23 protein-coding genes are annotated in these 23,105 nt (G+C 68.4%); 19 read left to right on the top strand and 4 right to left on the bottom strand.

Translation table 11 applies throughout. The features are described 5' to 3' along the window. Positions 1–5: 5 nt before the first annotated feature. From nifN to FBZ83_RS23055, 6 genes are all read left to right on the top strand, one after another. Positions 6–1,406, top strand: a complete 1,401-nt coding sequence (gene nifN / locus FBZ83_RS23080) for a nitrogenase iron-molybdenum cofactor biosynthesis protein NifN (protein WP_145689075.1) — start codon at positions 6–8, stop codon at positions 1,404–1,406. A gap of 47 nt (positions 1,407–1,453) precedes the next feature. Continuing rightward, positions 1,454–1,855, top strand: coding sequence for a nitrogen fixation protein NifX (gene nifX / locus FBZ83_RS23075; protein ID WP_035672311.1), 402 nt, complete (start codon positions 1,454–1,456; stop codon positions 1,853–1,855). 4 nt (positions 1,856–1,859) lie between these two features. After that, on the top strand, positions 1,860–2,324 hold the full coding sequence (locus FBZ83_RS23070; protein ID WP_137102565.1) for a NifX-associated nitrogen fixation protein: 465 nt from the start codon (positions 1,860–1,862) through the stop codon (positions 2,322–2,324). Positions 2,325–2,334: 10 nt separating this feature from the next. Next, a complete protein-coding gene (locus tag FBZ83_RS23065; protein WP_035672275.1) occupies positions 2,335–2,541 on the top strand; it encodes a CCE_0567 family metalloprotein in 207 nt (68 codons plus the stop codon). 172 nt (positions 2,542–2,713) lie between these two features. Further along, positions 2,714–3,007, top strand: coding sequence for a ferredoxin III, nif-specific (gene fdxB, locus FBZ83_RS23060; protein ID WP_114860860.1), 294 nt, complete (start codon positions 2,714–2,716; stop codon positions 3,005–3,007). A 68-nt stretch (positions 3,008–3,075) separates the two neighbouring features. Next, the gene (locus FBZ83_RS23055) at positions 3,076–3,666 is read left to right on the top strand and encodes a nitrogen fixation protein NifQ (protein WP_145689074.1); all 591 of its coding nucleotides are present in this window, start codon (positions 3,076–3,078) and stop codon (positions 3,664–3,666) included. Between the two features lie 34 nt (positions 3,667–3,700). Here the strand turns inward: FBZ83_RS23055 and FBZ83_RS23050 are convergent, their stop codons facing one another. Then, a complete protein-coding gene (locus tag FBZ83_RS23050; protein ID WP_145689073.1) occupies positions 3,701–4,198 on the bottom strand; it encodes a hypothetical protein in 498 nt (165 codons plus the stop codon). A 281-nt stretch (positions 4,199–4,479) separates the two neighbouring features. On the opposite strand from FBZ83_RS23050, the gene FBZ83_RS23045 reads away from it, so the two are divergent. From FBZ83_RS23045 to FBZ83_RS22990, 12 genes are all read left to right on the top strand, one after another. Beyond that, positions 4,480–4,860, top strand: a complete 381-nt coding sequence (locus tag FBZ83_RS23045) for a HesB/IscA family protein (RefSeq protein ID WP_145689072.1) — start codon at positions 4,480–4,482, stop codon at positions 4,858–4,860. A 49-nt stretch (positions 4,861–4,909) separates the two neighbouring features. Next, positions 4,910–5,827, top strand: coding sequence for a Fe-S cluster assembly protein NifU (nifU, locus tag FBZ83_RS23040; protein WP_137115835.1), 918 nt, complete (start codon positions 4,910–4,912; stop codon positions 5,825–5,827). A 3-nt stretch (positions 5,828–5,830) separates the two neighbouring features. Continuing rightward, the gene (gene nifS, locus FBZ83_RS23035) at positions 5,831–7,036 is read left to right on the top strand and encodes a cysteine desulfurase NifS (protein WP_145679125.1); all 1,206 of its coding nucleotides are present in this window, start codon (positions 5,831–5,833) and stop codon (positions 7,034–7,036) included. A 261-nt stretch (positions 7,037–7,297) separates the two neighbouring features. Continuing rightward, complete coding sequence (nifV, locus tag FBZ83_RS23030) at positions 7,298–8,443, top strand: homocitrate synthase (protein ID WP_145689071.1); 1,146 nt, start codon at positions 7,298–7,300, stop codon at positions 8,441–8,443. 13 nt (positions 8,444–8,456) lie between these two features. Beyond that, positions 8,457–9,350: a serine O-acetyltransferase gene (gene cysE, locus FBZ83_RS23025; protein WP_145689070.1), complete on the top strand. Its 894-nt coding sequence runs from the start codon at positions 8,457–8,459 to the stop codon at positions 9,348–9,350. A 17-nt stretch (positions 9,351–9,367) separates the two neighbouring features. Beyond that, positions 9,368–9,691, top strand: a complete 324-nt coding sequence (gene nifW / locus FBZ83_RS23020; RefSeq protein ID WP_145689069.1) for a nitrogenase-stabilizing/protective protein NifW — start codon at positions 9,368–9,370, stop codon at positions 9,689–9,691. A 346-nt stretch (positions 9,692–10,037) separates the two neighbouring features. Beyond that, complete coding sequence (locus FBZ83_RS23015; RefSeq protein WP_145689068.1) at positions 10,038–10,904, top strand: electron transfer flavoprotein subunit beta/FixA family protein; 867 nt, start codon at positions 10,038–10,040, stop codon at positions 10,902–10,904. 39 nt (positions 10,905–10,943) lie between these two features. Then, complete coding sequence (locus tag FBZ83_RS23010) at positions 10,944–12,023, top strand: electron transfer flavoprotein subunit alpha/FixB family protein (protein WP_145689067.1); 1,080 nt, start codon at positions 10,944–10,946, stop codon at positions 12,021–12,023. 29 nt (positions 12,024–12,052) lie between these two features. Continuing rightward, positions 12,053–13,354: an FAD-dependent oxidoreductase gene (locus FBZ83_RS23005; protein ID WP_014239764.1), complete on the top strand. Its 1,302-nt coding sequence runs from the start codon at positions 12,053–12,055 to the stop codon at positions 13,352–13,354. Continuing rightward, positions 13,351–13,644, top strand: a complete 294-nt coding sequence (locus FBZ83_RS23000) for a ferredoxin family protein (RefSeq protein WP_014239763.1) — start codon at positions 13,351–13,353, stop codon at positions 13,642–13,644. Before FBZ83_RS23005 ends, FBZ83_RS23000 begins: the two co-directional genes overlap by 4 nt. Before the next feature lie 223 nt (positions 13,645–13,867). Beyond that, complete coding sequence (locus FBZ83_RS22995) at positions 13,868–14,167, top strand: hypothetical protein (RefSeq protein WP_035672200.1); 300 nt, start codon at positions 13,868–13,870, stop codon at positions 14,165–14,167. Positions 14,168–14,381: 214 nt separating this feature from the next. Continuing rightward, positions 14,382–16,373, top strand: a complete 1,992-nt coding sequence (locus FBZ83_RS22990; RefSeq protein WP_145689066.1) for a methyl-accepting chemotaxis protein — start codon at positions 14,382–14,384, stop codon at positions 16,371–16,373. Positions 16,374–16,423: 50 nt separating this feature from the next. Here the strand turns inward: FBZ83_RS22990 and FBZ83_RS22985 are convergent, their stop codons facing one another. Both FBZ83_RS22985 and FBZ83_RS22980 read right to left on the bottom strand, forming a co-directional pair. After that, positions 16,424–19,420 (bottom strand): DUF3369 domain-containing protein, encoded by a 2,997-nt coding sequence (locus FBZ83_RS22985; protein WP_145689065.1) that lies wholly within the window; start codon positions 19,418–19,420, stop codon positions 16,424–16,426. Between the two features lie 145 nt (positions 19,421–19,565). Further along, positions 19,566–20,288, bottom strand: coding sequence for a Crp/Fnr family transcriptional regulator (locus FBZ83_RS22980; RefSeq protein WP_145689064.1), 723 nt, complete (start codon positions 20,286–20,288; stop codon positions 19,566–19,568). A gap of 178 nt (positions 20,289–20,466) precedes the next feature. Between FBZ83_RS22980 and hcp the strand changes: the two genes are divergently transcribed. Further along, on the top strand, positions 20,467–22,098 hold the full coding sequence (gene hcp, locus FBZ83_RS22975) for a hydroxylamine reductase (RefSeq protein ID WP_145689063.1): 1,632 nt from the start codon (positions 20,467–20,469) through the stop codon (positions 22,096–22,098). Positions 22,099–22,185: 87 nt separating this feature from the next. Here hcp and FBZ83_RS32395 read toward each other — a convergent pair whose 3' ends face one another. Continuing rightward, a complete protein-coding gene (locus FBZ83_RS32395) occupies positions 22,186–22,791 on the bottom strand; it encodes a cold-shock protein (RefSeq protein WP_145689062.1) in 606 nt (201 codons plus the stop codon). Between the last annotated feature and the right edge of the window lie 314 nt (positions 22,792–23,105).

Raw genomic sequence — 23,105 nt, 5'->3', positions numbered from 1 at the left:
CCGCCATGGGCAACATCCAGCGCTTCCCCCATTCCGCCAAGGCGGCCTCCACCAACCCGCTGAAGATGAGCCAGCCGCTGGGCGCGGCGCTCGCCTTCCTCGGCGTGGACCGCTGCATGCCGCTGTTCCACGGCAGCCAGGGCTGCACCGCCTTCGGGCTGGTCCTGCTGGTCCGCCATTTCCGCGAGGCCATTCCGCTCCAGACCACGGCGATGGATCAGGTCTCGACCATCCTCGGCGGCTACGAGAATCTGGAGCAGGCCGTCCGCACCATCCACGAGCGCAACGCGCCCGCCCTGATCGGCGTCGCCACCACCGGCGTGACCGAGACCAAGGGCGAAGACATGGCCGGCCAGTATTCGCTGTTCCGCCAGCGCAACCCCGCCCTGGCCGGCCTGAAGCTGGTCTTTGCCAACACCCCGGACTTTTCCGGCGGCTTCGAGGACGGCTTCTCCGCCGCGGTGACCGGCATCGTCGAGGAGGTGGTCCAGCCGTCGGAAACCACGGTGAAGGGCCAGATCAATGTGCTGGCCGGCTGCCACCTGTCGCCGGGCGACGTCGAAGAACTGCGCGACATCATCGAGAGCTTCGGCCTGTCGCCGATCTTCCTGCCCGACCTGTCGCTGTCCATGTCGGGCCGCCAGCCCGACGACTTCACGGCGACCTCGCTGGGCGGCGTGACGGTGGAGCGGATCGCGTCCATGGGCGCGTCGGAACTCACGCTGGTGGTGGGCGAGCACATGCGCGTCGCCGCCGCCGCGCTGGAACTGAAGACCGACGTGCGCAGCGTCTTCTTCGACCGGCTGACCGGGCTGGAGGCGTCGGACCGCCTCGTCCGCACCCTGTCGGAGCTGTCGGGCCGTCCGGTGTCGGCGAAGCTGCGGCGCCAGCGCGAGACGCTGGTGGACGGGATGCTGGACGGGCACTTCTTCTACAGCCGCAAGCGGATCGCCGTGGCGCTGGAGCCGGACCTGCTCTACGCCGTCACCAGCTTCCTGGCGGACATGGGGGCGGAGGTGATCGCCGCCGTCTCCCCCACCCAGACCGCCGTCCTGGAGAAGCTGAAGGCCGCGACCGTCATGGTCGGCGACCATTCCGACGTGGAGACGCTGGCCCGCGACGCCGACCTGATCGTGTCGAACTCGCACGGGCGGCAGGGGGCGGCGCGCATCGGCGTGCCGCTGCACCGCATGGGCCTCCCGATGTTCGACCGGCTGGGCGCCGGGCTGAAGGTCCATGTCGGCTACCGCGGCACCCGCGAGCTTCTGTTCGAAATCGGCAACCTGTTCCTGTCCCGCGAGATGGACCACGACGAGCACAGCCACGCTCACGGTCATCCTCACAGGGACGGGCATGAACACGGCCAGCACTGCGGGAGCGGATCATGCGGATGCAGCGCCGGCTGAGTGTGGTGGGCCAGGCCGAGGAGGGCCGGCCCCGCAAAGGAGGTTCCATGAAGGTCGCTTTCTGCACCCAGGACATGCAGCACGTCGACGCGCATTTCGGGTGGGCCAAGAACATCGTGGTCTACGAGGTGGACAAGGCCGGCTACACGATGGTCGAGACCTGCCAGTTCGGTGGCTCGATGTTCGAGGACGGCAACGAGGACAAGCTGATCCCGAAGCTCGACGCGCTGGCCGACTGCGCCATCGTCTACCTGTCGGCCATCGGCGCCTCCGCCGCCGCCCGCGTGGTGGCGAAGAAGATCCACCCCGTGAAGGTGGAGGCCACGGAGACCATCACCGCCCTGCTCGACCGCCTGGTCGAAACCATCAACGGCAACCCGCCGCCCTGGCTGCGCAAGGCCCTGAACGCCGGCCAGCCGCAGGAGCTGGCTTTCGACGAGGAGGATTGAGAGCATGACCGACACCACCGTGGCCGCCGGGAGCGATCTCGCCGAGGCCTTTCTGAAGACCCTGGTCATGCTGTTCCGCGCCGAAGACAGCTACGGCGCCTGGGAAGGCAAGAGCGACGAGACGATCCTCGCGCCCTTCATCCTCGACAAGGAGGCCCGCGCCGCCATTCCGATCATGGGCGACCCGGACCCCGACACGCTGTGGCGGCTGGAGCTGTTCTACAAGGCCGTCGGCATCACGGTCGAGAAGCAGACCGGCCACATCGCCTCCCCCATCATGAAGATGAGCCACGAGGGCTTCGGCCGCATGGTGCTGACCACCGGCCGGCTGGTCGTGGTGTCGAAGCATCTGCGCGACGTCCACCGCTTCGGCTTCCCGTCGCTGGAGAAGCTGGCCGCCGACGGCGCCAAGGTCGTGGAAGAGGCTGTGACGCTGATCCGCAAATATCCCGACGTCGCCGATCTGTGAGGGTTCCGCCATGTCCGACATCGACGCCCTGAAGGACGAGGTCAAGAAGCTCAACGCCCGCGCGACCCAAAAGAAGATGGACCTGCACGACCTGTCGGAGGAGTTGCCGCAGAACTGGCAGTCCATCCTCCAGGTCGCCCAGGAGACCTACGATGCCTACAAGACCCTGACCGAGAAGCGCGCCGCGCTGAAGGCGCTGGAGACGGCGTCCGCCTGAACACACCTTGCCCCCTCCCCGACCCTCCCCCGCTCTCGCGGGAGAGGGTGCCGTTTGCGAAGCGGCGGCAGTCCCCTCCACCGCCAAAGGCGGGGGAGGGTTAGGGAGGGGGCAACGGCAACGCCCATTCCCACCAAAAACCCCAACAACAAGCCCGATTGAGGAGCAGACGATGGCTGAGTTCGTGACCGGCACCACCCGCGGCGGCGCCGCCTGGACGCCGAAATTCGTGGAAAGCGTTGACCAGAAGATGTGCATCGGCTGTGGCCGCTGCTTCAAGGTCTGCGGCCGCGACGTGCTGGAGCTGATCGGCATCACCGAGGACGGCGACATCGTCGACGCCTTCGACGACGAGGCCGAGAAGAAAGTCATGAGCGTCAAGAACGCCGGCAACTGCATCGGCTGCGAGAGCTGCGGCAAGGTCTGCTCCAAGAGCTGCATCACCCACTTGCCCCAGGCGGCCTGAGGGTCGCCCACCTCACCTGAACCTGTCTGAAGCGGCCTGACGGCCGCCCGCCCCCGGAGAACGGAGCCATGGGCATCCTGCACGCCGCCCCGCCGGGGGTGGGCGACACCACGCGGCTGTACCGCTGGCTGACCGACCGCCAGGGACGCTGCAACGTCTTCGACGCGCATCTGTTCGCCTGCATCCTGTCCCGCCGTTGGCCGGCGGGCCCGGGCGCCCTGGGTCTCGACGAGCGGGCGCTCGCCCAGCTGCTCGACCGCTATTTCCCCGGCGCCTTCGCGGCCGGCTTGCCGGTTCCCGACAGCTCGCCCACCCCCCTGCCGCCGCTTCTCCGGAGCGAGGCGGACGACATCGCCGCCCTTCTGCTCGCCCACCGCTCGCTGGGCATCGAGGAGGAGGACTGGCTCGCCGCGATCCTGGCGCGGGCCATGCTCGACGAGGGTGAGCTGTGGCGGGATCTCGGTCTGGCCGGACCGAGCCATCTCGCGGCGCTGATGGAGCGTCATTTCGACTCGCTGGCCCTGCTGAACGCCGCCGGCACCCGCTGGAAGGCTTTTCTCTACCGTTTCCTCTGCGCGCGGGACGGTCTGATCCCCTGCGGCGCCCCGGTCTGCCGCGATTGCGGCGCGGAGGCCGTGTGCTTCGGGTCGGGTGACTGACGGAACCGATCCGTCAATCACCCCTCTTCCCAAGTCATTCCTCCCCCAGGCCCTTCGCCAGTGCGGCGATGACGCCGTAGCCGACCCGGTCCTGCGGATCGATGTCCGTCAGCTTGGCGAGGATCGCCTTCGCCTCCTCCACCCGCTCGCTGCGCAAGCTGATGAAGGCCAGCGCCTTCAGGGTGAACAGGGTGAAGCGCGGTGGCCCTTCCCTCGTCCAATCCACGCTGTCCACGCGCAGGCTCCGCCAGTCGCCGGCATAGCCGCCCTCGCGCGCCGCCGCGTCCAGCCCGATCATCGCCACCCGCTCCGCGTCCGCGAAGCGCTTGCGGTTGAAGTAGAATTTGTAGAGCGCGTAGAAGACCGGCAGGACGCGCGGCCCCATCCGGTGGGCCTCCCACAGCAGGGCCTCGCAGGCCGCGGCGTCGGGGCGGGCCTTCACCGCCTCCTGCAGTTTCTCGTCGATGTGCTCGGGCACCTCGCCGAAGGCCATCCGCCCGTTGGACATCCGCAATTCGACCGGCCGCTCCATCACCCGTCCCCTTCCGTTGTTTCGCAAAACCGTGCGCCCGTCCGACAATCCTGTATGGGCCGCAAGCCGGTTTCGCAAAAGCCCACAATCAAATTGTGCGTCCTTTCGTCGCAAGATGTCGCAAAGCCGACATGGCCTCGACCCGACAATTGTCGGGAAGACACCAGCCGCCCGACCTGACAATCCATCAAAATCAATGACTTAAATTTTGGCACGCCGCTTGCTGATCCTATGACCAGGAACGGTCGGCATGCCCGACGAAGCATTTGGAGGCGGCAGACATGGTGACCCTGACGGATGCGGCGGTGAACACCCTGGAGCGCGTGCTGGCGAAGTCCGGCGGCGCCGCGGCCGGCCTGCGCATCGCGGTGGCCGACGGCGGCTGCGCCGGCATGAAGTACCAGATGGGGCTGGAGGCCACGGCGGGCGACGAAGACGCCGTGCTGACCTTCGGCCCGGTGACGATCTTCGTCGACCCGACCAGCCAGCCCTTCCTGACCGGCGTGGTGGTCGATTTCGTCGAAGGGGTCGAGGGCGCGGGCTTCAAGTTCGACAACCCCAACGCCACGGGCAGCTGCGGCTGCGGCAAGTCCTTCTCGGCGGGTCCGGGGGGCAGCTGTTCCTCCGCGCCGACGGCCGGCGGCTGCGGCACCGCCCACTAACCCCGAACACTCTCCCCCCACCCGATAACGTCGGGAAAGGCAAGGCGTCATGTGGAACTACACCGACAAGGTCAAGGAACACTTCTTCAACCCGAAGAACGCCGGCGCGCTGGATGAGGCGAACGCCGTGGGCGAGGTCGGGTCGATCACCTGCGGCGACGCCCTGAAGCTGATGATGAAGGTCAACCCCGACAGCCAGGTCATCGAGGACGCGAAGTTCCAGACCTTCGGCTGCGGCTCGGCCATCGCGTCCTCGTCGGCGCTGACGGAGATGATCATCGGCAAGACGGTGGACGAGGCGCTGGCCGTCACCAACCGCGACATCGCCGAGTATCTGGGCGGCCTGCCGCCGGAGAAGATGCACTGTTCGGTCATGGGCGCCGAGGCGCTCCGCGCCGCCATCGCCAACTTCAAGGGCGAGGAGTGGGTCGACGACCACGAGGAAGGCGAGCTGGTCTGCAAGTGCTTCGGCATCGACGCGGCGATGATCGAGCGCGCGGTGACCGTCAACAGCCTGACCACGCTGGAGGAGGTCACCCACTACACCAAGGCCGGCGGCTCCTGCCAGACCTGCCACGAGAAGATCGAGGAGGTGCTGGAGGCCGTGCTCGCCAAGACCGGCGCGCTGGCCCCGCCCAAGTCCCACGCTCCCGGCACGGTCGGGCTGGACGCCATCAAGCCGTTGGCCCCGAAGGCCGAGGCCGCCCCGGCGAAGCTCACGAACGTGCAGCGCATGCAGAAGATCATGTTTGCCATCGAGGAGCTGCGCCCGCAGATCCAGCGCGACGGCGGCGACGTGGAGCTGGTGGACATCGACGGCAAGGACATCTACGTCCGGCTGACCGGCGCCTGCTCCGGCTGTTCGCAGTCCGCCGGCACCATGATGGGCGTGCAGGCCAAGCTGGTCGAGGCGCTGGGCGAGTTCGTCCGCGTCAAGCCCGCCTCCCTCCTGCCGGTGGGGGCCTGAGCCATGACCGCACAGGGTATTTACCTCGACAACAACGCCACCACCCGCGTCGACCCGGAAGTGCTGGCGGAGATGCTGCCGCTGTTCACCGAGCAGTTCGGCAACCCCTCCTCCATGCACGGCTTCGGCGCCGCGGTGGGCGGCAAGATCGAATGGGCGCGCAAGCAGGTGCAGGCGCTGCTCGGCGCCGCCCATGACAGCGAGATCGTCTTCACCTCCGGCGGCACGGAGAGCGACAACACCGCCATCCTGTCGGTGCTGGAGGCCTATCCGAAGAAGAAGAGCATCGTCACCAGCGTGGTCGAGCACCCCGCCGTCCTGGCGCTGTGCGACTATCTGGAGAAGAAGCGCGGCTACACCGTCCACCGCATCGGCGTGGACAACCGGGGCAACCTCGACCTCGACGCCTACAAGGCGGCGCTGGGGCCGGACGTCGCCATCGTCTCGATCATGTGGGCGAACAACGAGACCGGGACGATCTTCCCGATCGAGGAGCTGGCCCAGCTCGCCAAGGCCGCCGGTGCGGTGTTCCACACCGACGCGGTGCAGGCGGTCGGCAAGATCCCGATGACGCTCGCCACCAGCGCCGTGGACATGCTGTCGCTGTCCGGCCACAAGCTGCACGCGCCCAAGGGCATCGGCGCGCTCTACGTCAAGCGCGGCCTGCGCTTCCGCCCGATGCTGCGCGGCGGCCACCAGGAGCGCTCGCGCCGCGCCGGCACGGAGAACGCGCCGGGCATCGTCGGACTGGGGGCGGCGGCACAGCTCGCGCTCATGCACATGACCGACGAGAACACGCGGGTGAAGGCGCTGCGCGACAAGCTGGAGCAGGCCATCCTGGCCGCCGTTCCCAACTGCTTCGTCACCGGCAACCCGGCCAACCGCCTGCCCAACACCTGCAACGTCGCCTTCGAGTACATCGAGGGCGAGGCGATCCTCCTGCTGCTGAACGAGGCCGGCATCGCCGCCTCGTCGGGGTCGGCCTGCACCTCCGGGTCGCTGGAGCCGAGCCACGTGATGCGGGCGATGGGCGTGCCCTACACCGCCGCCCACGGCGCCACCCGCTTCTCCCTGTCGCGCGAAACGACCGAGGAGGAGATCGACCGGGTGATCGCGGTGGTCCCCGGCATCATCGCGAAGCTGCGCTCGCTGTCGCCCTACTGGTCGCAGGCGGGCGCGCCGAAGGAGTTCGCCCCAGTCTATTCGTAGAAGTATCTATTCGTAACACCGAGATCGCAGGCCGGGCCGGACCCGCGCCCCGGCAACCCGCCCGACGACACCCGCCGGGACGCGGTTCCCCGGCCCGGTCTGCGACACAACACACCTCCCGGCCCCCTCCCCATCCCTCCCCCGCTGTCGCGGTGGAGGGGGCAGAGCGGCGCCAGTCCCCTCTCCCGCGAAGCGGGGGAGGGTTAGGGAGGGGGCAAGACCCACCGCTGTTTAAGCTCAGCAGATTGAGGATGTGACCGAATGCCGATGGCCGGTTCCACCATCATCAACGACACGACGCTGCGCGACGGGGAGCAGACGGCGGGGGTCGCCTTCACGCTCGACGAGAAGATCGCCATCGCCCGCGCGCTTGACGAGGCCGGCGTTCCGGAACTGGAGATCGGCATCCCCGCCATGGGTCCGGAGGAGCGCGAAGGCATCCGCGCCGTCGCCGCGCTGGGGCTGAAGGCCCGGCTGATGGTCTGGTGCCGCATGCACGACACCGACCTGAAGGCGGCGCTGGACTGCAACGTCGGCACCGTCAACCTGTCGATGCCCGTCTCCGACATCCACATCACCAAGAAGCTGAAGCGCAGCCGGGCCTGGGCCTTGTCGGAAATCGAACGCAAGGTCAAGACGGCCCGCGACCACGGGCTGGAGGTCAGCCTGGGCGGCGAGGACTCCTCGCGCGCCGACATGGATTTCCTGATCGCCGCGGCAACGGTGGCGCAGGAGGCCGGCGCCCGCCGCTTCCGCTTCGCCGACACGCTGGGCGTGCTCGACCCCTTCCAGACGCGCGCCTGCATCGAACGGCTGCGCCGGGCCACCGACCTGGAGATCGAGATCCACGCCCACGACGACCTCGGCCTCGCCAACGCCAACTCGCTGGCCGCCGTGCTGGGCGGGGCGACCCACGTCAACACCACCGTCAACGGGCTGGGCGAGCGCGCCGGCAACGCCCCGCTGGAGGAGGTGGTGGTGTCGCTGAAGGTTCTCTACGGGCAGGACTGCGGGGTGGACACCCGCGCGCTGGGGGCGATCTCCGACCTCGTCGAGCGCGCCTCCAACCGGCCGGTGGCGGTCAACAAGTCGATCGTCGGCGACGCCGTCTTCACGCACGAGGCCGGCATCCACGTCGACGGGCTGCTGCGCGACCGCGCGACCTATCAGAATTTCGACCCCGCCGAGGTGGGGCGCGAGCACCGCATCGTGCTGGGCAAGCATTCCGGCACGGCCGGGGTGAAGATGGCCTACGGCCAGCTCGGCATCGCCTGCGACGACGCCACCGCCCAGGCGGTGCTGCCGCGGGTCCGCGCGCTCGCCACCCGCGCCAAGCGCGCCCCGACGGCGGAGGAGCTGCGCGCCTTCCACGACGACGCCACCCGCTGGAGCGTCGTCTCCTCGTGATGCGGAGGACTCCATGGCCGCGATCGACGCCCACCCGGACCTCGCCATGACGGACACCAGCCTGTGGCGGCTGCTGCGCGAGGACGTCGCTTGCGTCTTCGACCGCGACCCGGCGGCGCGCAACGTCCTCGACGTGCTGACCTGCTACCCTGGCATCCACGCGCTGGTGTGCCACCGGCTGTCCAACGCGGCGTGGCGGCGGGGGCTGCGCTGGCCGGCGCGTTTCCTGTCCTATCTGGCCCGCGCCCTGACCAACATCGACATCCACCCCGGCGCCACCATCGGCCGCCGCTTCTTCATCGACCACGGGGCCGGCGTCGTCATCGGCGAAACGGCGGAGGTCGGCGACGATGTGACGCTCTACCACGGCGTGACTCTCGGCGGCACCTCCTGGTCCAAGGGCAAGCGGCACCCGACGCTGGGCGACGGCGTGCTGGTCGGGTCCGGGGCCAAGATCCTGGGGCCGATCACCGTCGGCGCCCAGTGCCGCGTCGGCGCCAACTCCGTAGTGACCAAGGACGTGCCGGAGGGCATGACGGTGGTCGGCATCCCCGGCCGCGTCGTCCGCCCCGACACCCAGCGCCGGCTGGCCGCCCACGGCATCGACCTCGACCACCACCTGATGCCCGACCCGGTCGGCAAGGCCATCGCCTGCCTGATCGACCACATCAACCGCATCGAGGCCCGGCTGGAGGCCCACGCGGCGGAGGAGGCCACGCGCCCCGCCCCGCTCCACCCCGCCCCGCCGCTGAGCGCGATCCGGCTGGACGATCTGCCGCTCGACGGCATCGTCTGCCGGAGTTGCGGCAACCTGTGCGACCAGGACGCCTGCGGCGACCGCCATCACGAACACCCCGACCCTCATTCTTCCGACACCGGCGCGCGCGCCGATCACTACGTCATCTGAACGGAAAGGACCCCGCCATGAGCTTCAAGGACGATCTGGAGGATCTGGAGACCGCGGAGGACTTCCTGCGCTTCCTCGGCGTCAGCTACGAACAGCGCGTGGTCAACGTGAACCGTCTGCACATCCTGCAGCGCTTCCACGACTATCTGTCCGCCGACACCGGCATGGAGGGTCTGGACGACGAGGGCATGGCCGCCCGTTACAGCGCCCATCTGCAGCGCGCCTACCAGGACTTCGTGGTGTCCAACGCCATCGCCGAGAAGACCTTCAAGGTCCACCAGGACGAGGCCAAGCGGATGGCCGACCGTTTCGTGCCGCTGGACTCCCTGCTGCCGACCTGACCCCCTTTCGTCCTTCGTGTCCGGAACGGCCCGCGGACCCGCCCACCGGCGAGCGTCCGCAGGCCGTTCTGTTTTCCGGCCGTCCCCGCCACGGGCAGCCGTTGTCGGGTTTGTCCGGTAGGCGACAGAGGGCGGACGGGGCTCCGGGATCGCGTCGGGCCGCGGCGTACACCCCTGTTGAGAAGCCGACACGTCGGCCCTTTGTCGTTTTTGCGACAATCTCTCAACAGCCATAAAATCTATGAAAACCAGTAACTTAATCAAGATCATCGGAACTGGCACGCCGCTTGCTGATAGGGCCGTAGCCACGCCGCGCGACAGGCGGCGGAATGTCAAGGAGACCGGGATGCACATCGTTGTCTGTATCAAACAGGTGCCCGACAGCGCCCAGATCCGCATCCACCCCGTGACGAACACGATCATGCGTCAGGGCGTCCCGGCCATCATCAACCCCTTCGACCTCTTCTCGCTGGAGGAGGCGCTGCGGATCAAGGACAAGGTCGGCGCCCGCGTGACCGTCCTGACCATGGGGCCGCCGATGGCCGAAACCTCGCTGCGCAAGGCGCTGTCGCTGGGCGCCGACGACGCGGTGCTGCTGACCGACCGCAAGTTCGCCGGGTCGGACACGCTGGCGACCTCCTACGCGCTGACCTCCGCCATCAAGAAGCTGTCGGAAGAGGAACAGGTCGATCTGGTCTTCTGCGGCAAGCAGACGGTCGACGGCGACACCGCGCAGGTCGGTCCGGGCATCGCCACGCGGCTGGGCTTCCAGCAGCTCACCTACATCACGAAGATTGAATCGATCGACCAGGGCGCCCGGGAGATCGTCGTGCACCGCCGCTCCGAAGGCGGCGTGCAGGTGCTGAAGACCGCCCTGCCCTGCATGATCACGATGCTGGAAGGCACGAACACCATCCGCTTCGGCAAGATGGACGACATGTTCCGCGCCGCCCGCTACGGCCTGAAGACCTGGAGCAAGGACACCACCGGCGCCGAAGAGACGAAGGTCGGGCTGAAGGGCTCGCCCACCGTCGTGTCGAAGGTCTTCGTGCCCAAGCCGCGCGCCCAGAAGGCGACGATGGTCGAGGCCGAGGCCCCCACCGCGGAAGCCCCCAGCGCCGAAGCTATGGCCGCCGCCGCGGTCGAGGCCATTCTCGGCGCCCAGCCGAAACTCGCCGACGAGCTGCTCGCCCGCGCCGCCGCTGGGCTGTGACGCGCCGTTCCTGACGAATCCTCCGCCGGAGACATCCCGATGAGCGAACCAAGCAAGCCGCAGGGACGCAAGTTCCAACTGCCCGAGCACCTGAAGGAATACAAGGGCATCTGGGTGATCGTGGAGCAGGAGCGCGGCTCCGTCCATTCCGTGTCGTGGGAGCTGGTGGGCGAGGCCCGCAAGCTCGCCGACAAGCTGGGGGTCGAGGTGGGGGCCGTGGTGCTGGGCGCCGACAGCCCGGAGCTGAACGCCATCTGCGGCGACGCCTTCACCTACGGCGCCGACGTCGTCTACAAGGTGACCGACCCGGTCCTGGCCGACTACCGCACCGATCCCTACACCCGGGTGATGACCGACGTGGTCAACACCTACAAGCCGGAGATCGTGCTGCTGGGCGCCACCACGCTGGGCCGCGACCTCGCCGGCGCCATCGCCACCACGCTCGCCACCGGCCTGACCGCCGACTGCACCGAGCTGGACATCTACATGGACAACCGGTCGCTGGCGGCCACCCGCCCGACCTTCGGCGGCACGCTGCTCTGCACCATCCAGACGCTGGCCTACCGGCCGCAGATGGCCACGGTGCGGCCGCGCGTGATGTCGATGCCCGACCGCGACGACAACCGCACCGGCCGCGTGGTCGAGGTGTTCCCGGCGCTGCGCGAGGACGACGTCATCACCAAGGTGCTGAGCTTCATCGCCGACCGCGAGCAGAACGAGGCGCAGCTCGCCTTCGCCGACATCATCGTCGCGGCGGGCAAGGGTCTCGGCAAGCCGGAGAACCTGAAGCTGGTCTTCGACCTCGCCAAGGTTCTGGGCGGCGAGGTCGGGGTGACCCGTCCGCTGGTCCAGGCCGGCTGGACCGGCTTCGACCGTCAGGTCGGGCAGACCGGCAAGACGGTGCGCCCGAAGCTCTACATCGCCGCCGGCATCTCCGGCGCCATCCAGCACCGGGTCGGCATGGAGAAGTCCGACCTGATCCTGGCCATCAACACCGATCCCAACGCGCCGATCTTCGACTTCGCCCATCTCGGGCTGGTCGGCGACGCGCTGACCATCCTGCCGGCCCTGACCGACGCCTTCGGCAAGCGCCTGTCGGTCAACCGGCTGGCCGGCTAAGCAACCGGACGATAAGGAGCCAACAGGACATGGTCGAAAAGTTCGACGCCATCGTCATCGGTGCCGGCCCGTCCGGCAACGCGGCGGCCTACACGCTGGCCAAGCAGGGCCTCAACGTTCTTCAGCTCGAGCGCGGGGAGTATCCCGGCGCCAAGAACGTCCAGGGCGGCATCATGTACGCCGCCGAGCTGGAGAAGATCATCCCGGACTTCCGCGAGGATTGCCCGACCGAGCGCCACATCATCGAACAGCGCGTCTGGCTGCTCGGCGACGACAACTACATCGGCACCAACTACCGGTCGGAGGCTTTCAACAGCGACAAGCCGAACCGCTACACGATCATCCGCGCCAACATCGACAAGTGGTTCTCCGAAAAGATCCGCGAGGCCGGCGGCCTGCAGATCTGCGAGACCACGGTGACGGAGCTGATCCGCGACGCCTCGGGCAAGGTCATCGGCGTGCGCACCGACCGCGAGGGCGGCGAGATCCACGCCGACGTGGTCATCATGGCCGACGGCGTGAACGCCCTGCTCGCCCGCCGCACCGGCTTCCAGCAGGAGCTGGCACCGCAGAACGTCGCGCTGGCCGTCAAGGAAATCCTGTTCATCGATCCCGAACTGATCCAGCAGCGCTTCGGCCTGAAGGACGAAGAGGGCGTGGTCATCGAGATCATGGGCAAGGTGACCAAGGGCATGGTCGGCACGGCGTTCCTCTACACCAACAAGGAATCGCTGACGATCGGCATCGGCTGCCTGATCTCCGACTTCAAGGAGGGCGCCATCCCGCCCTACAAGATGCTGGAGGACCTGAAGAACCACCCCGTCATCAAGCCGCTGATCGAAGGGGCGGAGATGAAGGAATACGCCGCCCACATGATCCCGGAGGGCGGCTACAAGGCGGTTCCGCAGCTCTACGGCGACGGCTGGATGGTGGTCGGCGACGCCGCCCACTTCAACAACGCCGCCCACCGCGAGGGCTCCAACCTCGCCATGGCGTCGGGCCGCATGGCGGCAGAGACGGTGATCGAGCTGAAGCAGGCCGGCAAGCCCTTCAACGCCGCCAACCTCGCCGCCTACAAGAAGAAGCTGGACGACAGCTTCATCATGAAGGACCTGAAGAAGTACCGGAACCTGCCGGGCATCATGCACGAGAACAAGCAGTTCTTCGGCGCCTATCCCGACACGCTGACCGCCGCGGCCCACAGCTGGTTCACCGTGGACAGCGTCGACAAGAGGACGAAGGAGAAGGAGATCATGAAGTCCTTCGTCAAGAAGCGCTCGATCATGGGTCTGGTCGGCGACGCAATCAAGCTGGTGAGGGCCGTGCGATGAGCATCGTGGTCAAGATCGAAGAGAAGCTGTACCAGAACCGCTACATCGTCGACGAAAGCCGGCCGCACATCCAGATCCGCAACGACGCGGTCTGCAAGTCCTGCGAGTCCCAGGCCTGCACCGTCTGCTGCCCGGCCGCCTGCTACAGCAAGAACGAGACGGGCAGCGTGACGCTGGCCACCGATGGCTGCCTGGAATGCGGCACCTGCCGCGTGGTCTGCCAGGACAAGGAAAATATTCAGTGGGACTACCCACGGGGCGGCTACGGCATCAGTTATAAGTTTGGTTGAGGAACGCACCGGCGGTCCTACGGCTTTCGCCGCTGCTCCGCCGGTCGTCTCCCTCTCCTATCCGCCATGACTGAAACCCCTTCCCGCTCCGCGGGGAGGGGTTTTCTTCATGGCGGGAGCGCGGCAGGTCCCACCCGAATTTTCAGCCGTCGGATGGGTGCGGAAGGGACGAACACTGCACATATCCGTTGTATCGAGACTCGCGAAACGAGGGAGACGGAACATGCAGCTTCGTGTCTGCTTCGAGAACATGAAGTCGGTCAACGTCAATGACGCATCCATGATGCGGCATTATGCCGAAAGCTACCTCGCTGACTTCCGGCCGGAATGGGCAGGCTTCATCATGCTGCCGCACAACGAGACGCAGCGCGCCACCATGGAGCCGGCTTGGCAGATGCTGATCCGCAACGCCACACCGGACATGGAACGCCGTCTGCTGGAGTATGTCCGGGGCAATCCGATGGCCGCCTACCATGTGCACATTTATCGCCGGGATCACGGCAACGAAATAAAGGTTCACTGAAATTTTCCAAACCCTCCCTATGACAAAGACCAATACAAAGCATAACGCAGGATAGATATCAAAAAGGCCGCCGCTTGATGTCCAACATATGACCGCTTACAACGAAGGAATGGCGGCGGCCTTTTGAATTTATTTACTTATTGAAGCTCACATTGGCGCTCGAAAAGAAACGGACGCAGGCGGATCCGAATCCGCTGCACAAAGGGAGCGCTTCATGAGATTCACCATCAAATTCATTTTGCTCTCGGTTCTCAGCCTGCTGGGCGCCCTGCTGGCGCTGAGCGATCTGGCAGGGTTGCGCGCGCTCAACGTGGCGAACGGGAATCTCCGCACGGTCCACGATGAGCGCGTTCTGCCCTTGCGAGACCTCAAGATCATCTCCGACGCCTATGCCGTCTTCATCGTCGATGCCTCGCACAAGGCGCGCAATGGCAACTTCACCTGGAACGAAAGCCTGTCTTCCATCCGCAAGGCCAAGGATGACATTCGCGAGCGCTGGAACGCCTATCTCGGCACCAACCTCGACCAGGAAGAGACGGCGCTGGTGAATGGGATCAAGCCGGAAATGGCCAAAGCCGACGCGGCGGTGGAACGGCTGATCGGCGTCCTGTCGGGTCGGGACGCCGCTGCCCTCGACGTTTACGTGAAGAACGAACTGTACCAGACGATTGACCCCGTCACCGACGGCATCAGCCAACTCATCGACCTTCAGGTGCGCGTCGCCGGGGAGCGCTATGCGGAGGCTCAAGCCACCCACGCCACCGCCAATGTAACCTCCCTGGTGCTCCTGGGGATCGGCGCTGTGATGGTGATCCTGGGCATGGCGGTGGTGGTGCTCCGCGTCGTACGGCCGGTGGCGCGGCTCACCGAGACGATGCGGCGCATCGTCGGCGGTGACTATGACACCATCGTGCCGGCGACCGGCGGGCGCGACGAGATCGGCGCGATGGCCCAGGCGGTGGAGGTGTTCAAGGCCAACGGGCTGGAGAACCAGCGCATGCGCCGGGAGCAGGAGCGCCAACGCGAGCAGGCCGAGATCGCCAAGCGCGACGCGCTGGAGAACATGGCGCAAACGGTGGAGCGCGAAACCCGCAACGCCGTGGATCAAGTGTCCGAACGCACCGAGCGGATGGAACGCAACGCCGCTGCCATGGCCCAGTCGGCGAGCGCGGTCGGGGCGAACAGCCAGTCCGTGGCCACCGCGGCGGAGCAGGCCCTGCGCAACGCCCAGACCGTCGCCGCCGCCTCGGAGGAGTTGGCCGCCTCGATCCGCGAGATCGGCACCCAGGTGGCGCAGGCCAGCAGCATCACCCGAATTGCCGTGGAGAACGGCGATCTGGCGCGCGGCACCATCCAGTCGCTGTCCAACGCGGTGCAGAGGATCGGCGATGTCGCCCAGCTTATCCAGAACATCGCAAGCCAGACCAATCTGTTGGCGCTGAACGCCACCATCGAGGCCGCAAGGGCCGGCGAGGCCGGCAAGGGATTCGCCGTGGTGGCCAGCGAGGTGAAGAATCTGGCAAGCCAGACCGCACAGGCGACCGAGGACATCGCCCAGCAGATCGGCGAGATCCAGGCGGCGACCAGCGGCGCCGTGGCCGCCGTCTCCACCATCACCGGCAGCATCGGCGAAGTGGATCAGGTGGCCGGAGCGATCGCGGCCGCGATGGAGGAGCAGGCCGCCGCGACCCAGGAGATCAGCCGCAGCGTCAACCAGACCGCCGAAGCCGCGCGCGAGGTTTCCCGCCGCATTGCCGAGGTGTCGAGCGAGGCGAAGGCCACCGGTGACCACGCCGCCGACGTGCGCGTCATCGCCGACGACGTCTCGGGAAGCATCGAGGAACTGCGCGGCACCCTGGTCCGTGTCGTCCGCACCTCGATGAGCGAGGTGGACCGCCGCCGCGAGGCCCGCTACTCGGTGGATCTGCCCGCCCACGCCGACACCCCCGCCGGCAACCGGATCTGCCGCCTGCACAACCTGTCCTCCAGCGGCGCTGCGCTGCAGGTCTGGGACGGCGCCATGAGCGGTTCGCGCGGCACGCTGCACATCGACGGCTTCGGCATGCCCCTGCCCTTCACCGTTGTGACGGTCGGGGCCGAGAGCTGCCACGTCCGTTTCGAGTTGCCGGACGAGGCGAAGGCCAGGTTCGAACAGCGGTTCAATGCGCTGGTCCGCGACCGAGCCCTGCGGCCGATGGCCGCTTGAGGAACCGTTCGGGAACCGCCTGATCGACCGAAGGGCATGGCGACGGCTCGCTAAGCCGGCGCCATGCCATGAATGAAAGCGGCGGCGCGGCCAAGCTCATGGTCGACGCGGGTCACCAGCGCGCCAATGCCGTCCAGCCGGCGGTCCACGCAGGCCAGCTCGATGGCGTCGCTCGCCGCCGCAAGCTCGCGCGCGCCCACCGTGCGGGACGATCCGGCCAGCTTGTGGGCGGCCTGCCGCACGCCGTCCCAATCCTCCACCGCGTGGGCGGCAACCAGACGGTCGCGGCTGGCGCTGTTGGAAACGATGAACTCCTGAAGCAACTGCCCGACGAACTCCATGTCGCCGTCGAACAGAGTCGCCAGGACTCCCACATCGATGGGCGGTGCATTGATGGTCAGGGCGTCGGAATCGGAGCTCCCCACCACGGCGGGCGGGGGCGCAACCGGCGCTGGTGCGGCGGCGGGGCGGGACGGCAGATGGCGGTCCAGCAGGCGGCGCAGCTGGCCGATCTCCACCGGCTTCGACAGGGCGTCGTCCATCCCCGCGGACAGGCAGCGCTGCGCCTCGCCGGCCATGGCGTTGGCGGTGACCGCGATGATGGGCAGGCGGGCACGCCCGCTCGCCGCCTCCTCGGCGCGGATCAGGCGGGTCAGCTCGAAGCCGTCCATCTCCGGCATCTGGCAGTCGGTCAGCAGCAGCGCGTAATCGCCGTCGCGCCACAGTCCCAGCGCCTGGACGCCGTCCTCGGCCAAATCCGCCGTCTGGCCGAGCAGGGCGAGCTGCCGCTGGATGACCTGCCGGTTGGTCGGGTGGTCCTCGGCCACCAGGATGCGGGGGGACCGCGCGTCACCCTCCGCGATCAGGGACGCCGTGACCGGTCCGGGATGCCCCGCCTCGGCCTCGACCGCCGGACCACGGCCCGCGGCGGCCAGCACGGCGCGCACCAGATGGCCGCGGCGCACCGGGCGCGCCAGAGCGACCGCGTCGATCAAGGCGCCGCGCCCGCCCAGCAGCACCCGCCCGCGCCCCAGCCCCGGCGCCGCGGTGTCCAGCACCGGCAGATCGGTCTCGGCGGTGGTGAGCACGACGTCGCAAGGCGTGCCGGGCGGCAGGGCCCGCCCCCCCGCCGCCGCGTCCGGCGCGTCCAGCAGCACCGCGCCATCGGTGCTCAGGTAGCGGGCAAGGCACTGCCGCTCCTCCGCGTCGGCGGCCAGGAGCAGCACCGACAGCCCGGCCAGCGGCGGAGCGGCGACACCCACGGCGTCGCTGTCCGGGGCGAGATCGGCGGTGAAGGTGAACCAGAAGGCGGAGCCGCGGCCCGGCTCGCTCGCCACCCCCACCGCGCCGCCCATCAGCTCGGCCAGACGGCGGCAGATCGACAGCCCCAGTCCGGTCCCGCCGAAGCGCCGGGTGGTCGAGGCCTCCGCCTGGGTGAAGGGGCGGAAGAGCTGCGCCTGCGCCTCCCTGGCGATGCCGATGCCGGTGTCGGTCACGGTGATGCGGATGGTCGCCCGCCCCTCCTCGAAACGCGCCAGCTCGGCCCGGATGCGCACCGAGCCGGAAGGGGTGAACTTCACGGCGTTGCCGGCGATGTTGAACAGCACCTGCCGGATGCGCACCGAATCGCCCATGACCAGCGGCGGCAGGTCGGGATCGACGTAGGTGAGCAGGGTCAGGTCCTTCTGCCGCGCCGCCGGGGCCAGCGTCTCGGCCACGCCCTCCACCACCGCGGACAGCGACACCGGGGCCCGTTCCAGGTCGAGCCGCCCGGCCTCAATCTTCGAGAAGTCCAGGATGTCGTTGATGATGGTCAGCAGCGCCCCCGCCGAATCGCGCACGACGGCGACCAGCTCCTGCTGCTCGGGGGTCAGCGGCGTGTATTCCAGCAGCTCCAGCATGCCCTGGACGCCGTTCATCGGGGTGCGGATCTCGTGGCTCATCGTCGCCAGGAACAGCGACTTGGCCTGGTTGGCCGCCTCCGCCTCCGCCCTCGCCGCCTCGGCCGCCTCGGTCGCGGCGACCAGTTCGCGGGTGCGGTCGGCCACCTGGCTTTCCAGGTTGCGGTTGAGCGCGCTCAGCTCCTCGTAGAGATGCACGTTGTCGAAGCCGACCGCGATCTTGGAGCAGAAGACCTCCAGCAGCCGCCGCTCGTCCTCGGTCAGGGGACGCCGGTGGCTGATGTGGAACACCGTGTCGTGGTGCCGCGAGGTGGAACGGAAGACCAGCAGGCTGCGCTCCCGTTCGTAGCGGTTGCGTCCGTCGGCCAGCGCCTGGGTCACCGCCTCCGCCGCCTCCGCCGGCAGGGCGGCGCGCACCGGCTTGCCCTCCGCCGCCGCGTGGATGCCGCCGGCCCCCAGCACCAGCGGATCGCGCGCGGCGCCGCCGGTTTCCTCCTCCGTCCAGCGGCTGCACAGGGCGATGCCGTCGCAGGGCGGGCAGATCTCGGCGATCTTCGACACCGCGCCGCGGACGAACTCCGCCATGGTCCGCTTGTCCAGCAGGGCGGAGGAGGCGTCCAGGATTCGCTCCAGCCCCCGGCGGTGGTCCTCGATGGCGGTGATGTCCTGATAGCCGCGCAGGGCGGCGACGACCGAGGTGAACAGCTTCTGCGCCGTCAGCTCCGTCTTCGATTTGTAGTCGTTGATGTCGTAGTTCAGGATGACGTCGCGTTCCGGCGCCTGCCCCGGCTGGCCGGTGCGCAGGATGATGCGCACGCGCCGGTTGTTCAGCTCGCTGCGGATCATGCGCACCAGCCGCAGGCCGGCGTCGTCCGATTCCATCACCACGTCCAGCAGCACCACGGCGATGGCCGGGTTCTGCTCCAGCAGGCTGCGCGCCTCGGCCGCGGTACCGGCGGAGAGGAACTGCGCCGGGCGGCCTTCGAAAGTGAAGCCGCGCAGGACCATCTTGGTGGTGGCGTGGATGGCCGGATCGTCGTCGACGATCAGGATGATCCAGGGGTCGGCGGGCTCCGGCGCCGTTTCCTTCGCCGTCTCGGCCTCGATACCCGGCTCGTCGTCGGCGAAAAGAAACTCGTCGCTCATCGAACTCACTCCGCACCGCCGACAGCCTTCGGTCGCGGGAGGATATCACAGCGCCGCCGCGCGTGAACATGCTCCTGCGGCCCGCCACAACCCTTCATCGGCGGGACGCCGCCGTCACCGACAACCCAGGACTGCGCCCTGGCCGTCAGCCGCAGTGGTCGCCACCGCCGGATTCGGCGTTGCAGAAGCGGCGCAGCGCGTCCAGATCGGCGACGGACACCGTTCCCCCTTGCGTCTCAACCCCGACGCCGCGCAGCTTCGCCAGAGCGCGGGAGAAGGTTTCCGGCTGCATGCCGAGGCGCCGCGCGACCAGCGCCTTGTCGAAGGGCAGAGCGAAGCTGGTGGCGCCGCCACCCTCCGGACAGAAGCGCAGCAGGAAGCTGCCGACCCGCTGGGCGGTCGGCTGGACCTGCAGCTGCTCGATCTGCTGGACGAGGTGGCGCAGCCGCACCGACAGCGACCCCAGCATGGCGAAGGCGATCTGGTCGTCCTCGCGCAGGCAGCGGGCGAAGCCCTCCGCCGTCAGGGTCATGACGCGCGAGTCGGCGACCGCCTCCGCGCAGACCGGGAACTTGCCGCTGGCGAACATGGCGGCCTCGGCGAAGGTCTCGCCGGGGGCGACGATGGTCACCACCGCCTCCGCCCCGTCGCGGGTCAGGCGGTAGAGCTTCACCCAGCCGTCGAGCAGCGCGAAGAAACGGTCGGCCTCCTCGTCCTGGACGAACAGGGTGGTGCCGCGCGGCACCGTGCGCACCTGGGCGGTGCTGACGAGAAGCTCCAGCGACCGGTCGGGCAGCCGCCCGAACAGCGCGTTGGACCGCAGCGTCGCGGCGTCCTGGGGCCGGAAGCCCGGCGGATCGTTCCTCATGCCTTCCCTCACCTCGTCAAACCTCCCCTCGGTGCCGTCTCCCGATGGACGGGACATTCCGCCGCACCAGCGGTTGCCGTTCCGCGCCGTCCGGCTTGACCGTGGTCAAGCCCTCCCGCACCGACGCCCCCAAGGATGCTCAACGAACAGAGACACGCACCCAGCGGGAGACATCCGAATGTTTTGCTACCAGTGCGAACAGACCACGCGGGGCACCGCCTGCACCGTCCAGGGGGCCTGCGGCAAGACCCCCGACACCGCCGCTTTACAGGACCTGCTGGTCCACGCCGCCCAGGCAATCTCGCAGTATGCGCACCGTTTGGGCAAGATGGGGATTCACCGGAACGACGCGGATGCCTTCGTTCTGGACGCCCTGTTCACCACGGTGACCAACGTCAACTTCGACCCGGCCCGGCTGGAGACGCTGCTGCGCAGCGCCGCGGCCCTGCGCGACGAGCTGCGCGCTCTGCACGCCGAGCGCTGTCCCGGGACGCTGGACGGCCCCGCCGCCTGGGCGCCCGCCGCCGATCTGGAGGGACTGATCGCCCAGGGCCGGGAGGTTTCCATCGACCGCCGGATCGCGGCGCACGGCCCCGACCTCGCCGGCCTGCAGGAGCTGGTGCTGTACGGGCTGAAGGGGGCCGCCGCCTACGCCTGCCACGCCCGCCTGCTCGGCCGCGAGGACCCAGGCGTTTACGCCTTCATGGCGGAGGCGCTGACCGCCCTGGCCGAGGACGCGCCGACCGTCGAGGGGCTGCTGGAGCTATCGCTGCGCACCGGGGCGATGAGCGTGTCGGTTCTGGCCCTGCTGGACGGCGCCAACACCGGGACCTACGGGCACCCGGTGCCGACCCCCGTGCGGATGGGCCACGTCAGGGGCAAGGCCATCCTGGTGTCGGGCCACGACCTGAAGGACCTGGAGGAGCTGCTGAAGCAGACCGCCGGCACCGGCATCAACGTCTACACCCACGGCGAGATGCTGCCCGCCCACGGCTATCCGGCGCTCAAGGCGCACCCGCATCTGGCCGGCCATTACGGCGGCGCGTGGCAGCGCCAGCGCGGCGAGTTCGACGCCTTCCCCGGCGCCATCCTGATGACCACCAACTGCATCCAGCAGCCGGCGCCGGGCTACGCCGACCGCATCTTCACCTCCGGCCTCGTCGCCTGGCCGGGCGTCCCCCACGTCGCGGGGCACGACTACGCGCCCGTCATCGCGGCGGCGCTGGCGGCCGAGGGCTTCGGCGACGAGTCGCCGGAGCGCCACCACACCGTCGGCTTCCATCACGACGCCGTGCTGGGAGTCGCCGGTCCGGTGGTCGAGGCGGTGAAGAGCGGCGCCATCCGCCACTTCACCCTGATCGGCGGCTGCGACGGCGCGGAGAGCGCCCGCAGCTACTACACCGACATGGCTGCCGCCCTCCCCCGGGACTCGGTCGTGCTGACGCTGGGCTGCGGCAAATTCCGGGTGATCGATCAGGACCTCGGCACCGTCGCCGGTCTGCCGCGCCTGCTCGACATGGGCCAGTGCAACGACGCCTATTCCGCGGTGAAGGTCGCCCAGGCGCTGGCCGACGCCTTCGGCGTTGGCGTCAACGAGCTGCCGCTGTCGCTGGTGATTTCCTGGTACGAGCAGAAGGCGGTGGCCGTCCTGCTGGCGCTGCTGCACCTCGGGGTGAAGAACATCCGCCTCGGCCCCAAGCTGCCGGCCTTCGTCACGCCGGCGGTGCTGAAGGTTCTGGTCGACGCCTACAACATCATGCCGATCGGCACGGTGGAGGATGACCTGAAGGCCATGGGTCTGGCCGCATAGAGGACCCTGGAAACGAACCGGGGCGCCTCCCTGCGGAAGCGCCCCGGCCGGTCTTCAAAGTCCGTTCTTCAGAGGCTGAAGACGGGCTTAGCGGTACTCGACCTTGCCGGCCTCAGGACCCTTCTGGCCCTGGCGGACGGTCACGCGCACCTGATCGCCTTCCTGGAGCGTCTGCATGCCGGAGCGACGCAGAACGTTCACATGGACGAAGACGTCCTTGCCACCGGTGCTCGGCGTGATGAAGCCGAAACCCTTGTCGGCGTTGAACCACTTGACGGTGCCGTCGACCTCTTCGCCGCCGCCGGCGTCGTTGCCCCAGCCGCCGCGGTCGTAACCGCCGCCGCCGCCGTAGCCGCCACGGTCATAACCGCCGCCGCCAAAGCCACCGGCGCCGCCCGGACGGGCCGGACGGGCCGAACGGGACGCGGTGGAGGTGTCCACGGATTGGATGGAAGCAACCTGCGGACCCTTCGGGCCGCGGGCGAGGTCGCAAACGATGGTCGCGCCTTCGTCGAGCGCGTCATAGCCGGCGGCCTGAACCGCGGAGACGTGCAGGAAGGCGTCGGGCGAACCGTCCTCGGGTGACACGAAGCCGAACCCCTTGGTGGGGTTGAACCACTTCACAGTGGCGGTGACGTTGGCCTTGGTGATCTCGGGAGCGCGGTAGCCCTGGCGGGGCGGGCGGTCGAACATGTGTCTTCAAGCTCATAGAGGATGCCGAATTATCTTTGTCACAGGGTACGAGCCGTCCGTCAAGCACGCCAAAGGCCAGACGCCCTTTCCTGCGACATTCGGCCAGGGGGAACTCCGTCCGTTCGGAAGGGGTACCGGTCCCGAAGGCGCCCGGTGCCACGCCCGGCGGACCCTGGACGCGCGCCCCTGCCCCGCCCTCGGAAAGACGGCGGTTTCTTTCGTCAATTGAACAGCTTAGGAAATTTTCCACAGCGCGCGACGACGGATGCTCCGCACACCGGGGCAGGCGCCGCAAACCCCGCGCGCATACGCCT

Origin of the sequence: Azospirillum brasilense (genome assembly GCF_007827815.1) — a bacterium.
In the GTDB taxonomy this organism is placed as follows: Bacteria; Pseudomonadota; Alphaproteobacteria; order Azospirillales; family Azospirillaceae; genus Azospirillum; species Azospirillum brasilense_C.
The sequence above is the reverse complement of the archived record's forward strand: the minus strand, read 5'-3'. Positions and strand labels throughout refer to the sequence as shown.

Excerpts from the sequence above, each read along its gene's own strand:
- nifN (WP_145689075.1), top strand. The coding sequence starts at position 6 with ATGGGCAACATCCAGCGCTTCCCCCATTCCGCCAAGGCGGCCTCCACC.
- nifX (WP_035672311.1), top strand. The coding sequence starts at position 1,454 with ATGAAGGTCGCTTTCTGCACCCAGGACATGCAGCACGTCGACGCGCAT.
- FBZ83_RS23070 (WP_137102565.1), top strand. The coding sequence starts at position 1,860 with ATGACCGACACCACCGTGGCCGCCGGGAGCGATCTCGCCGAGGCCTTT.
- FBZ83_RS23065 (WP_035672275.1), top strand. The coding sequence starts at position 2,335 with ATGTCCGACATCGACGCCCTGAAGGACGAGGTCAAGAAGCTCAACGCC.
- fdxB (WP_114860860.1), top strand. The coding sequence starts at position 2,714 with ATGGCTGAGTTCGTGACCGGCACCACCCGCGGCGGCGCCGCCTGGACG.
- FBZ83_RS23055 (WP_145689074.1), top strand. The coding sequence starts at position 3,076 with ATGGGCATCCTGCACGCCGCCCCGCCGGGGGTGGGCGACACCACGCGG.
- FBZ83_RS23050 (WP_145689073.1), bottom strand. The coding sequence starts at position 4,198 with ATGGAGCGGCCGGTCGAATTGCGGATGTCCAACGGGCGGATGGCCTTC.
- FBZ83_RS23045 (WP_145689072.1), top strand. The coding sequence starts at position 4,480 with ATGGTGACCCTGACGGATGCGGCGGTGAACACCCTGGAGCGCGTGCTG.
- nifU (WP_137115835.1), top strand. The coding sequence starts at position 4,910 with ATGTGGAACTACACCGACAAGGTCAAGGAACACTTCTTCAACCCGAAG.
- nifS (WP_145679125.1), top strand. The coding sequence starts at position 5,831 with ATGACCGCACAGGGTATTTACCTCGACAACAACGCCACCACCCGCGTC.
- nifV (WP_145689071.1), top strand. The coding sequence starts at position 7,298 with ATGCCGATGGCCGGTTCCACCATCATCAACGACACGACGCTGCGCGAC.
- cysE (WP_145689070.1), top strand. The coding sequence starts at position 8,457 with ATGGCCGCGATCGACGCCCACCCGGACCTCGCCATGACGGACACCAGC.
- nifW (WP_145689069.1), top strand. The coding sequence starts at position 9,368 with ATGAGCTTCAAGGACGATCTGGAGGATCTGGAGACCGCGGAGGACTTC.
- FBZ83_RS23015 (WP_145689068.1), top strand. The coding sequence starts at position 10,038 with ATGCACATCGTTGTCTGTATCAAACAGGTGCCCGACAGCGCCCAGATC.
- FBZ83_RS23010 (WP_145689067.1), top strand. The coding sequence starts at position 10,944 with ATGAGCGAACCAAGCAAGCCGCAGGGACGCAAGTTCCAACTGCCCGAG.
- FBZ83_RS23005 (WP_014239764.1), top strand. The coding sequence starts at position 12,053 with ATGGTCGAAAAGTTCGACGCCATCGTCATCGGTGCCGGCCCGTCCGGC.
- FBZ83_RS23000 (WP_014239763.1), top strand. The coding sequence starts at position 13,351 with ATGAGCATCGTGGTCAAGATCGAAGAGAAGCTGTACCAGAACCGCTAC.
- FBZ83_RS22995 (WP_035672200.1), top strand. The coding sequence starts at position 13,868 with ATGCAGCTTCGTGTCTGCTTCGAGAACATGAAGTCGGTCAACGTCAAT.
- FBZ83_RS22990 (WP_145689066.1), top strand. The coding sequence starts at position 14,382 with ATGAGATTCACCATCAAATTCATTTTGCTCTCGGTTCTCAGCCTGCTG.
- FBZ83_RS22985 (WP_145689065.1), bottom strand. The coding sequence starts at position 19,420 with ATGAGCGACGAGTTTCTTTTCGCCGACGACGAGCCGGGTATCGAGGCC.
- FBZ83_RS22980 (WP_145689064.1), bottom strand. The coding sequence starts at position 20,288 with ATGAGGAACGATCCGCCGGGCTTCCGGCCCCAGGACGCCGCGACGCTG.
- hcp (WP_145689063.1), top strand. The coding sequence starts at position 20,467 with ATGTTTTGCTACCAGTGCGAACAGACCACGCGGGGCACCGCCTGCACC.
- FBZ83_RS32395 (WP_145689062.1), bottom strand. The coding sequence starts at position 22,791 with ATGTTCGACCGCCCGCCCCGCCAGGGCTACCGCGCTCCCGAGATCACC.